This is a genomic window from Shinella sp. M27, from assembly GCF_049199905.1.
Classification (GTDB): Bacteria; Pseudomonadota; Alphaproteobacteria; order Rhizobiales; family Rhizobiaceae; genus Shinella.
In genome coordinates this window covers 29,200-43,763 of the sequence record NZ_JBLZPK010000066.1, presented here as the reverse complement: position 1 = coordinate 43,763, position 14,564 = coordinate 29,200, and the positions used below count along the sequence as shown (strand labels likewise).

The following is a 14,564-nucleotide window of genomic DNA, read 5'->3' as shown; positions in this document are numbered from 1 at the left end:
GGCAAAAAGATCGGCCCGCAGATCTCGGCCGCCCTTCTCGAACGCGGCGTCATCGGCCGCGCCATGCCGCAGGGTGATATCCTCGGCTTCGCCCCGCCGCTATGCCTCACCCGCGAGGAGGCCGATATCGTCGTCAAGGCAACAGCCGGTGCCGTGAAAGCGGTTCTCGGCTGAGACTTGAATGAATGGGGCAGCGGCCAGGCTGCCCCATTGGCATTGCATCCGTCCCTTCAAGACCTGCAATGACATCCGCCCAGGACCGTATTCTCATCGCCGTCAACGCGCTTGCCGACGAAGACGACGTGAACTCCGAGACCACCGGCCGCGCGAACCTTCAAACGTATGGTGGTCTTGCGCAATAGAAGGGGTATTCCGTCTGCGTCCGGATGCATGAACTCTCGTTCGACCACAACCGACCGTGCTCGGGTTGTGCGGCCCCTTCATACCCTAAACCCGCCAGACGACCTCGACCCGCTTGAGGCTCATATCCTGCCAGCTCGGTGCAGTATCGCCGAGATGCGGCGATAGCCGTATCGGCCATACTGGAGTGCGAGCGCGGCGGCGGTCAGTGCCGCTTCATCATCCAGGGACGGAGCAGCCCGCTGCGACAGCTTCGAGACCCATCGCCAGGAATATACAGCGCACGTTCACGCATGGCGTCGCCATGAGCTTGAGGTCGAACGGTTCCGGCGAACGCCGCGCCTTCCTAAACAGGGCAGCGGACGTGCCGGCCGCTAAGGCTGGCGAATTTGCGGAACTGATGATCACGGAGACCGGCGGCACCGTGCCCTGGGCCGGCTTAAACACCATGTTGTCGGGCAACACGCTGCGCGAGGCCGCCAGCATGATCACCCAGATCCAGGGTGAGATCATTCCCTCCGACAAGCCTGGCACACTTGCCATGAGCATCCGTCAGCCGGCCGGTGTTTGCCTCGACATGCATGTCACCATCGGCAAGGTCTTCGTCGAAGCCGGCTTCCCCGATGGCGTCGTCAACGTCATCGCCAATGCGCCCCAGGATGCCGCAGCCGTGATCGAGGCATTAATTGCCGCGCCGGAAGTCAGGCGCGTTAATTTCACCGGCTCGACCAAGGTAGGCCGCATTGTCGGCGAACTGTCCAGCAGCCACCTGAAACCGGCCCTGCTGTAACTCGGCGGCAAGGCGCCAATGATCGTGCTCGACGATGCCGATATCGATGCGGCGGTGCTCGACGGCGTGAAACCCGGCATGCGCCTCTATGACGAGGAGAGCTTCGGCCCTGTCAAGCCGGTGATCCGCGTGAAGGACGAGGCGGTGGCGGTCGCCAACGACACTGAATACGGCCTGCCGGCCTCCGTCTACAGTCACGACATCCGACGGGCCATGGCCGTCGCCGCCCGCATCGAGAGCGGTATCTGCCACATCAACGGGCCGGCGTTGCGTGACGAAAAGAAAAAGCCTGCCGCGGATGAGGTGCGGCAGGCTTTTCGAAAGAACCGAACAGCGACTGGGAGGAGGAGTGCCGCTGTTCCGGCAGGCGTTTCCTGAGAGGAGGATGGAACCGCCTGCAACACGACGCTTTGCGGGAAGAAAAGAAGCTCAGTTAAGCGGGATAGTGTTGCCGTCCTTGCCGGCCTGATAAACGGACGAGAGATCATCGTACTTGCGACTGATGGCGCTTGCCCGATCCTGAAGCTGCAAACGGTAGGGCTCCGGCATCTGATCGATCAACGCATGGATCGACTGCCCCTTCCAGAAGGCGTTTGTCCGGTTGTAGCCGCCGGGTTCCAGTGTGAAGACCTCTTTCAGAATCTTCAGATCGTGCGGGATGGCGAAGGCATCACGGGAATCCTCGTGGCTGAAGAAGTAGAAGAAATTGTCGAAGCCGGCCCAGGTGATCGCCGAAAGGCACATTGAGCATGGCTCATGGGTCGACAGGAAGATGAGATCCTTCGAGTCCGGCCGGTCGCATTGCGGCATTTCATAAAACCGCTTCAAGGTGTGAACCTCTCCGTGCCACAGCGGATTTTCCGTCTCGTTGTTGGTTTCGACGAGAACAGTGGAAAGGTCCGATTTGCGCAGCAGCGCGGCCCCGAAAACCTTGTTGCCCGCGGCAACGCCGGCTTGCGTTGTGGGAATGACCCCTTCCTCCATCGTGCTGAAAAGCGCATCGAGCAGACGCCTGGTTTCGTATTCTTCCGACATTTTTTCTCCTTTGTATTTTGAGGAAATAGCGGTCCGGATAAACAGTCGTGTTGCAACCGGACCGTAGGGTGGATCAATGGGCGGCTTCAGAGATCATCGGCACCTCGACGCCCTTGGAGTCGAAGAGCTTGCCGTTGAGGAAGTAGTCGCCATCATGAAGCCGGGCGATGTCCTGGTAGCGAATGCTTCGCTCCGTCCCCGCGACGAAGACCGATTGCTGGTCGGAATTGCCGGTTTTGACATGATTGAACAGGAGATTAAGGGCGATCGCCATCAGCGCCGACGAACTGATCCCGGAATGGAAGATCGTCGCGACCCAGGCCGGGAAGTGTTCGTAGAAGCCGGGTGACGCGATCGGGATCATGCCGAAGCCGATCGATGTGGCGACGATGACCAGGTTCATGTTGTTTTGGTAATCGACCTTGGAGAGTGTGCGGATGCCGCTGGCCGCCACGGTGCCGAAAAGCACGATGCCCGCGCCGCCGAGGACGGAGCTCGGTACGGCCGCAACGACGCGCCCCATAACCGGCAGAAGTCCGAGGATGACGAGGAAAAGTCCACCGGTCGCCACCACATAACGGCTCTTGATACCCGTGACGGCGACGAGGCCGACATTCTGCGCGAAGGCGCTTTGAGTGAACGAGCCGAAGATCGGCGCAAGGATGCTCGACAGCATATCGGCACGCAGACCGTCGCCGAGGCGGCGGGAGTCGACCTTCGTTTCGACGATCTCGCCGACGGCGAGAATATCGGCCGATGTCTCCACGAGCGTGACGATGATCACGATCAGCATCGAGATGATGGCGGCGATCTCGAAGACTGGATAACCGAAATGGAAGATCGTCGGCAGGGCGAAGAACGGCCCGTTCGCCACCTGCGAAAAATCCGTCATGCCGAAGGCATAGGCAATGCCTGTCCCGATGATCAGCGCCAGCAGGATCGAGAGACGCGAGATCGATGCGCTTCCAAGCTTGCTCAGCAGAAGGACGATGGCGAGTGTTACAGCGGCCAGCTGGATATTCGCTGTGCTGCCGAAATCGGGCGAACGGCTGTTGCCGCCCATCGCCCAGAATGCTGCGACAGGCATCAGCGTCAATCCGATCGTGGTGATGACGACCCCCGTGACGAGGGGCGGGAAGAACCGGATGACCCGCGAGAAAACGGGGGTGATCAGAAGCCCGATCAGCGAGGCGACGATGACGGCGCCCAGGATGGAGGGAATTCCCCCATTGCCGGAAATTGCGACCATTGTCGCGACACCCGAGAACGATACGCCCTGCACGAGCGGCAGACGACTGCCGAAGAAGGGCAATCCCAAAGTCTGCAATATGGTGGCCAGACCGCCGGCAAAAAGCGAAGCCGTCACCAGCAAGCCGACGTCGGCCGAGCTGAGGCCGGCTGCTTGGCCGACGATGAGGGGCACGGCGACGATACCGCCGTACATCGTCAGAACGTGTTGAAGCCCATAGGCGATATTAGCGCCGATGCCGAGTTTTTGATCCTCCGGGCGCGCGTTGACTGCACTTTCCTCTTCCGCATTTGCCAAGGTAAATTCCTCCCTACCTTTGCGAGCATTTCGTTTTGAATGGAGCCCCGTTTCGATCAGGCAATTCGGCATGGCCATCGGGGCAAAGGCCAATGCCGCAGCTTGAGCTCAGGCCTGAAGATGAAGCCGTTGCCGGGTAAGGCAGCCGCAGCAGAGACGCGCACGCCGAGCCGGCCGCGCTGATGCTGGGGTGATGTCGAACAGGCGACGATAGACGTCGCGCGAAAGCCGCGCCGCCGGAGTGCTCAATGCACACCAGAAACGAAACCTGTCATGGATGAGAGTAAAAATCCTCATGCCCCATCAGCTCCATAGTTGAACTGGCTTTCCGGCCAGTTTCGCTAGGACCCTGTTCCAGGAGGTGCGAACTCCGGATCGTCATCAACATCAGTTGAGCGGGGCTTTCCCGTGAGGCTTGAACCTGCACGTTCACGACTAGTGCATGCAATTGTCGGAGACTGTCAAGGGCATGCCATACGTCATGTCCTCTTCGGTTGCTGAGCTTGGCCTTGTTGGCTGCTTTAAAGCTTCTCGCTGGTCCGTCATTTATCAATCAAATCAAGGAATCGGTGCGTGCGCACTGAGGATCGACGACGCGACCTTTTCTGAAAAGGCAAAACACCTTGCGGAAAATAGCAGGGTTTCCTGTTGACCGGCCTATACCTGTGCCCGCCACCATGCAGATCATGCGCGGCTTCGCGCTGATCGTCTCGGATGGCCGCGCCGTTGGCGGTGGTCTTGTTCCCTGCGCTCTAACGCGCAGTTTCACAAGACAATGGCCCTGAGATTGGGGTACGCAGCAGCTCTCAAGCCCGCCGATGTTTCGGCGAAACGCCATAGGTCTTCTTGAAGGCCGTCGTGAAGCTCGAGGGGTTGCGGTAGCCCGCGAGATAGGCAGCCTGAGAGATCGGTATACCATCCCGCTCCAAGGCGATACGCGCGGTTTCCAGCCTTTCGAGACGGATGAAATCCGAGACGTTGGTGCCAAAATGCTCTTTGAAATGGCGTTGGATCGAGGAGGTGCTGATGCCGACTTCGCGGGCGATGCGGTCGAGCGTCAGGTCCTCGCCGACATGGGCAAGGATGTAGTCGCGCACCTTCTCGCCCTGGCGCCGGCTAAGCGCCGTGGGCTGATGGGCCGTCGCGTCGTCTTCGACGAGAACCGAGCAGGCCTGGCACATGATGTCGAAGGCGTGAGAGTTGCGGTAGAGCGTCAGAAGCTCGCCCGCCATGGCGCCCGGAGGCTTCAGGATGTGCTCGGCGACCTGCGAAAGGTGCCGGTTGGGCGCGAAGCTGAAGGTCGCGAGATGGCGCGAGAAGAAGGCGCGCAGCTTCGGCATGCTGGTGGGCTGAGAGCGGATCAGGCGGTCGATCCACGGCAATGGCGCTGAAATCATCACCTTGCGCAGCGGCGTTGCGGTCTCGTTGACGAACTGCAGCTTGCACTCGCGGGCCACGTTCAGCATGAACACGACCGGTTCCGGATTTTCAGCATCGCCCGCATTGATGCGGAAATGCTCGTCGTCCATCACGAAATGCTGCTGGCCCTGCAATAGGACCATGATGAGAAACTTCGGCCAGACATCGTAAAGCTTGTCGTCAGGCGTGCAGCTCGCCGGCCCGTCCATCGCGCCGACGAACAGGTGCTGGGGAATCTCCGGTTTGATCCTGATGTTCAAGACGCCGCCCTCTTGCATCGCCTTACCCGCGTGGAATGCCCGCTGCCGCCTGTGCAAAGTTTTCTGACGCCTCAGCGAAAGTCTTTGCCGTCGACAGGTAAACCCAGCTACTGGCATAGTTGACTGCGTTAATCAAGTTTAATCGCCGGCCGCAGAGCCGGCCTTCGGCATGTGGGTTTGGGATATGTGGGGCACTGTTTCGCCGTCCATGGGGCGACGTCGTATCATGCTTTTGGCTGCGGCCAGCGTTTTGACGCTGAATGGGGCTGCGGCGCAGGAGGAAAGCGCGGCTACGGGCAGCACCGCGCTGGAGGCCGTCGTGGTCGAGGGCGGCACGGATGAAAAAGGCGATGGCCCCGTCGGCGGCTATGTCGCGAAGAAAAGCCTGACCGGCACCAAGACGGATACGCCTGTCGCCAAGACCCCACAGACAATCGCCGTCGTTCCGAAAGAGCAGATCCAGAGCCAGAACGCGCTGTCCGTCGCCGAATCCTTGCGTTACACGCCGGGCGTCGTCACCGAATATCGAGGCGCCTCCAATCTGCGCGACGAAATGTTCGTGCGTGGTTTCTATTATGTTCCAAAATATCTCGACGGGCTCTTCCTCGGCGGCGATCTCTCCTATGCGAAGATCGACCCTTACCTGCTGGAACGCGTCGAGTTGATCTCCGGCCCCGCCTCCGTGCTCTACGGCCAGGCCAATCCGGGCGGCATCATCAATATGGTCAGCAAGAAGCCGACGGACGAGCCGCTGCGCGAGGCCGAAATCTCCATCGGCACGGATGGCTATCTCTCCGGCGGCTTCGATGTCAGCGATCGCTTCGACGACGCCTTCGGCTACCGTATCGTCGCCACCGGCCTGAAGCGCGACCTGCAGGAAGACTATGCCAAGCAGAGCTCCTTCGCCGTCGCGCCGTCCATCACCTGGTCGCCGGATGAGGGAACCTCACTGACGGTGCTCGGCGGTTACCAGAACGAGCCGGATGCCGGTTTTCGCAACTTCCTCGATGCGGCCGGCACCGTCGAGCCGATCCCCGGTTTCGGCTTCATTTCGCCCGACCTCTTCGTCTCCGATCCGGATTTCGAACGCGCCGAGCGCCAGCAGGCTTGGATCGGCTATGAGTTCAAGCACGAGATCAACGACAACCTGACCTTCCGCCAGAACGCACGCTACCACCGCACCGACTGGCTGCATCACACTCTCGTTTACGGCTGGCTTTCCGCCGATCCGGTGACCGGCAACAACACAATCCTCAACCGCAGCGCCCGCGGCGGCACCGACGACTGGAGCCAGTTCACCATCGACAACCAGCTCGAGGCGAAGTTCTTGACGGGACCGGCGGAACATACGCTGCTTGCCGGTGTCGATTACCAGTATCGCAAGCGCGATTACCAATGGGGTTCGGCCTCTGCGCCGACGCTCGACCTCACCGATCCACAATACGGCACCATCGACTACGACTCGATCGTGCTTGCAACGACCGACCTGACCGAGACGACCGCCCGCCAGGCCGGCGTCTACCTTCAGGATCAGGTGGAGATCGGCAATCTGAACCTGCTCGCCGGCATCCGCTACGACCGTGCGGAGACGAAGATCGACGACCTCCTCGCCGGCACCAGCCAGTCCTATGACGACGGTGCGTTCACCTGGCGCACCGGCGCGCTTTACACCTTCGACAACGGCATCGCGCCCTATGTCAGCTATGCGACGTCCTTCGAACCGGCCCTTTATGCGCCATCGGCGGGCGATCCGGCCTTCAAGCCGACGACCGCGGACCAGTTCGAGGTGGGCGTGAAATATGCGCCGGAAGGAACGGGCCTGCTGCTGACGGCCGCCTACTACGACCTGACGCAGAACGATGTGGTCGACGGCGCCTGGGATCCGGTCGCCGGCAAGACGGTCTATTCGCAGATCGGCGAGATCCATAATCGCGGCATCGAATTGTCGGCACGAGCCGAGGTGACGAACAGCCTCTCCCTCATCGCCGGCTACAGCTATATCGATAGCGTCGTGAAGGCCTCCGTCGACAGCAGCATCGTCGGCAAGACGCCGTCGCGCGTGCCGGCGCATCAGGCCGCGCTCTGGGCGACCTATACGGTGGATACCGGCGCGCTTGAGGGCCTGACGGTCGGCGGCGGCGTGCGTTACATGGGTTCGAGCTGGGGCAACGGCACGAATACGTTCAAGGTCGGCGCCGTCACCCTGTTCGACGCGATGGCCTCCTATGACTTCGGCGCGACAAGCACCGACCTGAAGGGGCTTTCCCTCCAGGTGAACGTCAAGAACATCGGCGACGAGCGCTATGTTTCCTCCTGCGCCAATGCCTATGCCTGCTTCTACGGCGAAGGCCGCAGCATCGTCGCGACGCTGAAGAAGCAATGGTAAGGCTGCGCACAATCGGGCTCGGTCTTGTGGCCATGGCCCTGTCGATGACACCGGCACCTGCGGCGGAGACGCCGCAGGTGCCGGCGCTTGCCGTAGGAAAGGCCGTGGAAAGCAAAGCCGAAGCGGCCGGGGCGAAACAGGCTTTCGACCCCGGTGCGGCCGAGGGCGCCTATGTCAAGGGTCAGCTGCACGTTGCCACTGGCCGCTTCGATCTCGATCTCGTGGATGCCTCCGGCCGGCATCTGCGCCGGCTTGCCGATGGTATCAGAGGCATGGCCGAATTCCAGTTCGTCGTCGAGGCGCCGGGCGACCGGCTCGTCGTGACGGGACGGGAGCCGGGAACCTATGCGCTGGCCCTCGATCGTCTGGTAGCACACGCAGATCAGCTGCCGCCGACGCCGACCTATCTCAGTCCCACGATAGCCGATGTCGCCCGCGCCATCGCCGCCGGCAAGCCGACGGATGATTTCTGGGCGAAGGTCGAGGCGCAGGGCACGCCACTTGTCGAAGACGGAGAGGACGGTCGCAAGATCGTCACCTTCCTGGGCCGCGGCGCGCAGCGAAACATCCGCCTCTTCGGCGCGCCGAGCGGTGACCATGAGGAATTGCAGCAGCTTGCCGGCTCCGACATCTGGTTCAAGAGCTTCGACGTTCCCGATGCCACGCGGCTTTCCTACCAGCTCGCCTTCGACGTGCCCGATGTGCCGGGTACGGCGCGCGACCGGCGCATCGCCATCCTTTCAACGGCCAAAGCGGACCCGCTGAACCGTCATCCATGGCCGGCCAAAGCGCTTGACGCCTATAATCAGGACAGCGTGCTGGAACTTGCAGGCGCGCCGCCGCAGCCGTGGCTGGCGGACAAAGACAATCCCGCCGGCACACTGAAAACGCACTCCGTCGAAAGCAAGGCGCTCGGCAACCGCCGCGACATCACGATCTACCGTCCGCCCGGCTTCGACTCGGCGCGCACGGACACGATCCTGCTCTTCGTCTTCGATGCCGACCAGTATCTGGAACGGGTGCCGGTGCCGCGCATGCTCGACAACATGATCGCCGCCGGTGCGGTGCCGCCTGTCGTCGCGGTCTTCGTCGCCAATCCCGACCGGGCAGCGCGGGCACGCGAACTGCCGGCCAATCCCGCCTTCGCCGATTTCATGGCGACGGAGCTTCATCCGCTCGTTCTCAAGGAAACCGGCATCACCGTTTCGGCGGCCCGGACGGTGCTCGCGGGGTCGAGTTACGGCGGGCTCGCCTCCGCGACCGTCGCCATGCGGCACCCGGAGGTTTTCGGCAATGTGCTCTCCATGTCCGGTTCCTTCTGGTGGAGCCCGCCCGGCACGCCTGAAGACCAGAAAGAGTATGTGGCGGGGCTGGTTGCTAGAGGCGGGGTACTGTCGCTGCGCTTCTTCCTCGCCGCCGGCCTTTTCGAGACCGGTGCCAACGGTACGGCCGGCATCCTCGATACGAGCCGGCATCTGCGTGACGTGCTGCGGGCCAAGGGCATTCCCGTCACCTACCGCGATTATGCCGGCGGACACGACTATCTCGTCTGGCAGGGCGTCCTGCCGGATGGGTTGATCGCGCTTTTTGGCGGGAGCCCGCCCTAACGGCCGGCGCTTTGCCGTACTTCACGCGCCAGACGTTCTCAAGCTGAAAGGAAAGACCATGCCGCAATCCGCCGCCCATCTCGAGACCACGAACGGATCAAAGTATCTGGTGCAGCTCTGCAAGCATTTCGCCCACAAGATCACGGTTTCCTATACGGACACCCATGGTGAATGTCAGTTCGCCAGCGGTACGGCGAGCCTCGACGCGGATGCAAGGGGCCTGCGCATGCTGGTGACCTCCGGCGATGAGGCTGGCCTTGTCGAGACCCAGTCGATCATCGAATCGCATCTCGCGCGCTTTGCCTTTCGCGAGACCTTCGACGCTCTCGACTGGCAGCGGCAGGACAAGGCCGCCTGAACATATGCCACCTCTCAAACGACAGGTAAATTCATGAAATATATCCCTCGCATCGCCGTCGTCGCTGCCATCGTCCTTTCCACCTTTCCGGCGAGCGCCATGGACGTTCTAACGGCGCGGGGGCCGGTCGCGGTCGATAACGTGCCCAAAACGGTGGCCGTCTTTGACGTTGCCGCAATCGATACGCTGACCCGCCTCGGCATCCCCCTCGCCGGCCTGCCGGACAAACTCTACGTTCCCGAGTTGGAACCGGTGAAGGCAGGAGCGGCGCCGGTCGGCACGCTCTTCGAGCCGGACCTCGAAGCGCTGAGCGCGCTGGCCCCCGACCTCATCATCGTCGGCAGCCGCTCGGCCTCCAAGGCCGACGTGACCGCGAAAGTCGCCCCCACCATCGACATGACGATTGACGGCGACGACCTCTTCGAGCAGGCCAAACAGCGCCTCGCCGCCTATGGCGACCTCTTCGGCAAACAGGTAGAGGCCAAGGCCGTCGCCGATGAACTCGACGCCAGGCTCGCCGCCGCAAAAGCCGCAGTTGCCGGCAAGGGCAAGGCGCTGATCGTCATGTCCAACGGCCCGAAGGTCTCGACCTATGGGCCTGGTTCGCGCTTCGGCTGGGTGCATGCCGCGCTCGACCTGCCGGCGGCCGTCAACGAGATCGAGACGGCGACGCATGGCGAAGCCGTCTCCTTCGAGTTCATCCGCCAGGCCAATCCCGACTGGCTGCTGGTTCTCGACCGTGCGGCCGCCGTCGGCTCGAACGAGCAGGCGGCCAGGGTGACACTCGACAACGAGCTCGTCGCCGAAACGACGGCATGGAAGAAGGGCCAGGTCGTCCATCTCCCCGCGCCGGATTTTTACATCGCGGCGGGCGGCGTCCAGTCGCTTGAACGCGTTCTCGCGACAATCACGCAGGCTTTCGCCGCCGCGAAATGATGGCGGTGGCCGGTGCTTCTGGGCCGACAGTGTCCAGTGAAACGCCAAGGGCTATATTCAAACGGCGTGCGGGCAGGAGAATTGCCCGCACGCCGCCCAGTCGCAGGGAGCCGGTGCTTTGAAGCGCGGACCTCTACCGGTCTCCCCGCGCGGGAGGCTCGTTACTCGCTCGAACCGGCCTTCGGCAGGCTGGCCCATTCGGCAAGAAAGGCGTCACGGCTCTTTGCGGCTTCTTCCTCGTCGATCTTGAAGACCTTGATCGAGGACAGTTCCGGCAATTTAACGTAGTCGGAAACTTTGATGTCGGTACGGCTCGGGCGACGGAAGGCGACCTTCAGGAGCTCGATCTGCGATTCCTTGGAAAGCAGCGCGTCGATCGCCTTTTTTGCATCCTCGCCGGCCGGCGCACCTTTGACGAGAGCGGAATATTCCGGCGTCGTGAAGGTGCCGGACGACGGATAGACGATGCTGATTTCCGTCTGGCCGCCATCGACATAGCTGTAGCTGTTCGTCTCGAAGGTGATGCCGGCGGCATATTCGCCCATGGCAACGCCCTTCGGCACCGCCGAGGACGAAGAGGAGACGACGAGATTGGCGACGAGCGCCTTGTAGGTTTCCGCGTCGAGCAGTTTGGAAAGGCCCCAGACGATCGTGTAGCCGGTCGAGCTGTTGGCCGGATCGGGCAGGATAATGCGGCCCTTCCAGACGGGATCGGCGAGATCCTTCCAATCGGTCGGTGCGGCCGCACCGTCCAGCTGGTCGGTGTTGACCATCAGCGTGACGACATGGACATTGGCCGGCTGGAAATGGTCATCGGCGACGCGCAGGTCCGCCGGCATGGCGGCAAGTTCCGGCGAGGCATAGGGTTCCAGCACATCCTTGAACGCGCCCATCGTGTTGGCCGAGGACGACCAGAAGACGTCGCCCTGCGGGGCCGCCTTTTCCGCCTCGATACGGCGCAGCAGCACGCCGCTGCCGCCGGTGATGATACCGGTCGTCAATCCAGCCTTCTCTTTGATGACGGCCTGCACCGCTTCGACGGCGGGCACCGGATTGGTGGTGTAAATGACCGGATCGGCCGCCTGAGCACCGGCAGCAAGGCCGGCGAAAACGAGCGCGGTTGCGGCAAATTTCTTCATGGCAGTTCCTCTCTTTTGGTTTTCGGGGTTCATTTTGAAGCGAACAAATCGACCTTGAAGACGGTGGTGGCGATGACCACCGGCAGCAGGATGACGGCGACCAGCACCAGGCCATAGGCCGAGGCATAGGCCATCAGGCCGGAATCGATCAGCCGGAAGATCTGGATCGGCAGGGTCTCGCGGCCGCCGGAATAGACGAGCAGCGAGGCCGAGAGTTCGGAAACCGTGGTCGTCCAGGTCAGGATCGCGGCGGAGGCGACGGCGGGCAGCATCATCGGCAGCACGACCCGCAGGAAAGTGCGCAGCGGCGGCGAGCCGAGGCTGATCGAGGCCTCCTCGATCGAGTTCGGGATATTGTGCAGGATTGCCTGGCCGTTGCGCATGCCGAAGGGCATGCGGCGGATGACATAGGCGAGCACGATGATCGTCGAGGTGCCGGTCATCGCAAGGAAGCCGCCGTTGAAGGAAGCGAGCAGGCCGACGCCGAGCACCGTGCCCGACAGCGCCAGCGGAATGGCCGAGACATAGTCGATCAACGGCGTCATCAGGTTCGGCTTCTTGACGACGAGGTAGCTGACCAACGTCGAGAAGGCGACCGAAATGACCGTGGCGATGCCGGCATAGAGAATGGAATTGACGAGCGGGCCGGGCGCCGTGATGAAGACGCGCGCCATGTTGTCGAGCGTCCATTCGCCCCAGCGCATGACCGGGCCTCGCGAGACCGTGAAGGCGCCGACGGCGATCGTCACGAGCGGCAGGAGCGAGATGGCAACGACGATGCCGGCCGCGCCGCTGACGAGCACGCCCTGCGCGCCCCTCAGCGGCTGCGGCTTGGCCCCCCTCCCCTGGACGATTTCATAGCGCCCCTTGGCGATGATGCGGCGGTTGATGAAAAGCACGGCCATGACGATCAGCACCGAGACGCTGGCAAGCGTGCTCTGCATGGTGAGATTGCTTGCGCCCTCGGCAACGGCCGCCTGGTATATCGCCACCGACAGCAGCGGCACATTGTGGCCGAGAATGGTGGAGATGGCGAAATTGCCGATGACCATGGTGAAGACGAGCAGCGCCGAGGCGAGGATCGCCGGCCGGATGACCGGCAGCATGACATGCATGCGCGAGCGGGCCGGCGCGGTGCCGAGGCTCTGGGCGGCCTCCTCCAGCTGTGCGTCGAACTTTCCGATGGCGGCCACCGTGCCGATATAGACATAGGTGTAGTAGATGAAGCTCATCGAGGTGATGAGGCCGAACCAGCCGTAGAAGCTCGGAATGAGAATGCCGTAGCCCTTGAGGAAGCGGGTGATGACGCCGTTGTTGCCGAGGATCATCAGCCAGGTCTGCGCCGTCACCACTTCGGGAATGACGAGTGTAATGAGCGGCAGCAGCGTGATGAACAGCTTGCCGCGGAAGCGGTAGCGGGCCGAGACATAGGCGAGCGGCACGCCGATCAGCGTGGAGAACAGCGTGACGATGGTGGCGAGCATCAGCGTGTTGCCGATGGCGGCGAGGCTCTTGCCGTCCTCCATGAGCTGCAGCCAGCCCGAACGGCCTTCGCCGAGAAAACTCGCGGTGAAGATATAGAGCAGCGGATAGAGCACGAAGACGCCGAGAAGCGCGAGTGCGACGGCCGAAAGCCACGGCCAGGGCGTGCGGAAAGCGGAGTGGTTCATGAGCGGATCACCCGTGCGGCAACGGGATCGAAGCCCAGATGGATGGACGCGCCCGGCAGGAAGGCATCATGACCCGCGCCGTGCATTTCGGCATTCAGCACCAGGCCGCCAGCGCATTCGACACTGTAGCTGGTGCGCGACCCCAGATATTGCCGGCCGCGAACGGTCGCCGGCAGCGATTGCCGGCCGCTAACGGGGGCTGCGGAAATCTTCAGGTCTTCCGGCCGCAGAATGAGCAGGCCGCGCTCGGCCGGCCCGTCCAGGGCGTCGGTCGCCACGAGGCGATTGCCGGCAAGCTCGACCTCGACGAGGCCGCTCGAAACCGGGCGGACGGGGACTTCGGTGCGATTGGCCGCGCCGACGAAATCGGCGACATAGCCGGTGCGCGGTGTCGCATAGATCTCCTGCGACGTGCCGAGCTGCTCGACCTTGCCCTTGTTCATCACGCCGATCAGGTCGGACATGGACAGGGCTTCTTCCTGGTCATGCGTCACGAAGACGGTGGTGATGTTGGCCTCGCGCTGCAATTCGATGATCGTCTCGCGGATCTGCACGCGCAGCTTCGCGTCGAGATTGGAGAGCGGTTCGTCCATCAGGAGCACGGCCGGCTTGATGACGAGAGCGCGGGCGAGCGCCACGCGCTGGCGCTGGCCGCCGGAAAGCGCTGCCGGATGGCGCGACAGCAGATGGCCGAGGCCGACGCGCTCCAGCGCGGCCTTCACCTTCTGCTCGACGCCCGGCCCCTTTTCACCACGGGCGCGAAGACCGTAGGCGACGTTGTCGGCGACCGTCTTGTCGGGAAAGAGCGCGTAATCCTGAAACACCATGCCAATGGCGCGCTTGTGCGGCGGAAGCTCGGTGACATCGCGCCCGCCGAAACGGATCTGCCCGCCGCTGGCCGGCGCAAAGCCCGCGATGGTGCGCAGAAGCGTGGTCTTGCCGCAGCCGGACGGACCGAGCAGCGTGAAGAAACAACCCTCGGGAATATCGAGGGAGAGGCCCGAAATGACGGTCTCGGCGCCGTATTTCACCGAGAGGTTTGAAATCGCTATGCCCAT

General features: G+C 62.6%; 10 protein-coding genes and 2 pseudogenes. 6 read left to right on the top strand and 6 right to left on the bottom strand.

Annotated elements, in window-relative coordinates:
• A pseudogene (locus tag ACOZK4_RS25080) lies at nt 1–174 on the top strand (aspartate aminotransferase family protein); the annotation flags it as partial.
• 373 nt (nt 175–547) lie between these two features.
• Nucleotides 548–1,441: pseudogene (locus ACOZK4_RS25075) on the top strand (aldehyde dehydrogenase family protein); the annotation flags it as partial.
• 138 nt (nt 1,442–1,579) lie between these two features.
• Here the strand turns inward: ACOZK4_RS25075 and ACOZK4_RS25070 are convergent.
• From ACOZK4_RS25070 to ACOZK4_RS25060, 3 genes are all read right to left on the bottom strand, one after another.
• A complete protein-coding gene (locus tag ACOZK4_RS25070) occupies nt 1,580–2,185 on the bottom strand; it encodes a nucleoside deaminase (protein WP_421594397.1) in 606 nt (201 codons plus the stop codon).
• A 73-nt stretch (nt 2,186–2,258) separates the two neighbouring features.
• Nucleotides 2,259–3,803 (bottom strand): nucleobase:cation symporter-2 family protein, encoded by a 1,545-nt coding sequence (locus tag ACOZK4_RS25065; RefSeq protein ID WP_421594400.1) that lies wholly within the window; start codon nt 3,801–3,803, stop codon nt 2,259–2,261.
• 734 nt (nt 3,804–4,537) lie between these two features.
• A complete protein-coding gene (locus ACOZK4_RS25060) occupies nt 4,538–5,410 on the bottom strand; it encodes a helix-turn-helix domain-containing protein (protein WP_421594396.1) in 873 nt (290 codons plus the stop codon).
• A 226-nt stretch (nt 5,411–5,636) separates the two neighbouring features.
• Between ACOZK4_RS25060 and ACOZK4_RS25055 the strand changes: the two genes are divergently transcribed.
• From ACOZK4_RS25055 to ACOZK4_RS25040, 4 genes are all read left to right on the top strand, one after another.
• Entirely contained in the window at nt 5,637–7,796 is a 2,160-nt protein-coding gene (locus ACOZK4_RS25055; protein ID WP_421594395.1) for a TonB-dependent siderophore receptor, read from the top strand.
• Between the two features lie 104 nt (nt 7,797–7,900).
• Nucleotides 7,901–9,403, top strand: coding sequence for an alpha/beta hydrolase-fold protein (locus ACOZK4_RS25050; RefSeq protein ID WP_421594394.1), 1,503 nt, complete (start codon nt 7,901–7,903; stop codon nt 9,401–9,403).
• Between the two features lie 58 nt (nt 9,404–9,461).
• Nucleotides 9,462–9,761 (top strand): DUF2218 domain-containing protein, encoded by a 300-nt coding sequence (locus ACOZK4_RS25045; protein WP_313530954.1) that lies wholly within the window; start codon nt 9,462–9,464, stop codon nt 9,759–9,761.
• Nucleotides 9,762–9,794: 33 nt separating this feature from the next.
• A complete protein-coding gene (locus tag ACOZK4_RS25040) occupies nt 9,795–10,697 on the top strand; it encodes a siderophore ABC transporter substrate-binding protein (RefSeq protein WP_421594393.1) in 903 nt (300 codons plus the stop codon).
• Nucleotides 10,698–10,858: 161 nt separating this feature from the next.
• Here the strand turns inward: ACOZK4_RS25040 and ACOZK4_RS25035 are convergent, their stop codons facing one another.
• From ACOZK4_RS25035 to ACOZK4_RS25025, 3 genes are read right to left on the bottom strand one after another with little or no spacing between them, the layout of a single operon-like run.
• Entirely contained in the window at nt 10,859–11,836 is a 978-nt protein-coding gene (locus tag ACOZK4_RS25035; protein ID WP_421594392.1) for an extracellular solute-binding protein, read from the bottom strand.
• Nucleotides 11,837–11,865: 29 nt separating this feature from the next.
• Nucleotides 11,866–13,506: an ABC transporter permease gene (locus ACOZK4_RS25030; RefSeq protein ID WP_421594391.1), complete on the bottom strand. Its 1,641-nt coding sequence runs from the start codon at nt 13,504–13,506 to the stop codon at nt 11,866–11,868.
• A complete protein-coding gene (locus ACOZK4_RS25025; protein ID WP_421594390.1) occupies nt 13,503–14,564 on the bottom strand; it encodes an ABC transporter ATP-binding protein in 1,062 nt (353 codons plus the stop codon). The genes ACOZK4_RS25030 and ACOZK4_RS25025 overlap by 4 nt, the downstream gene beginning before the upstream one ends.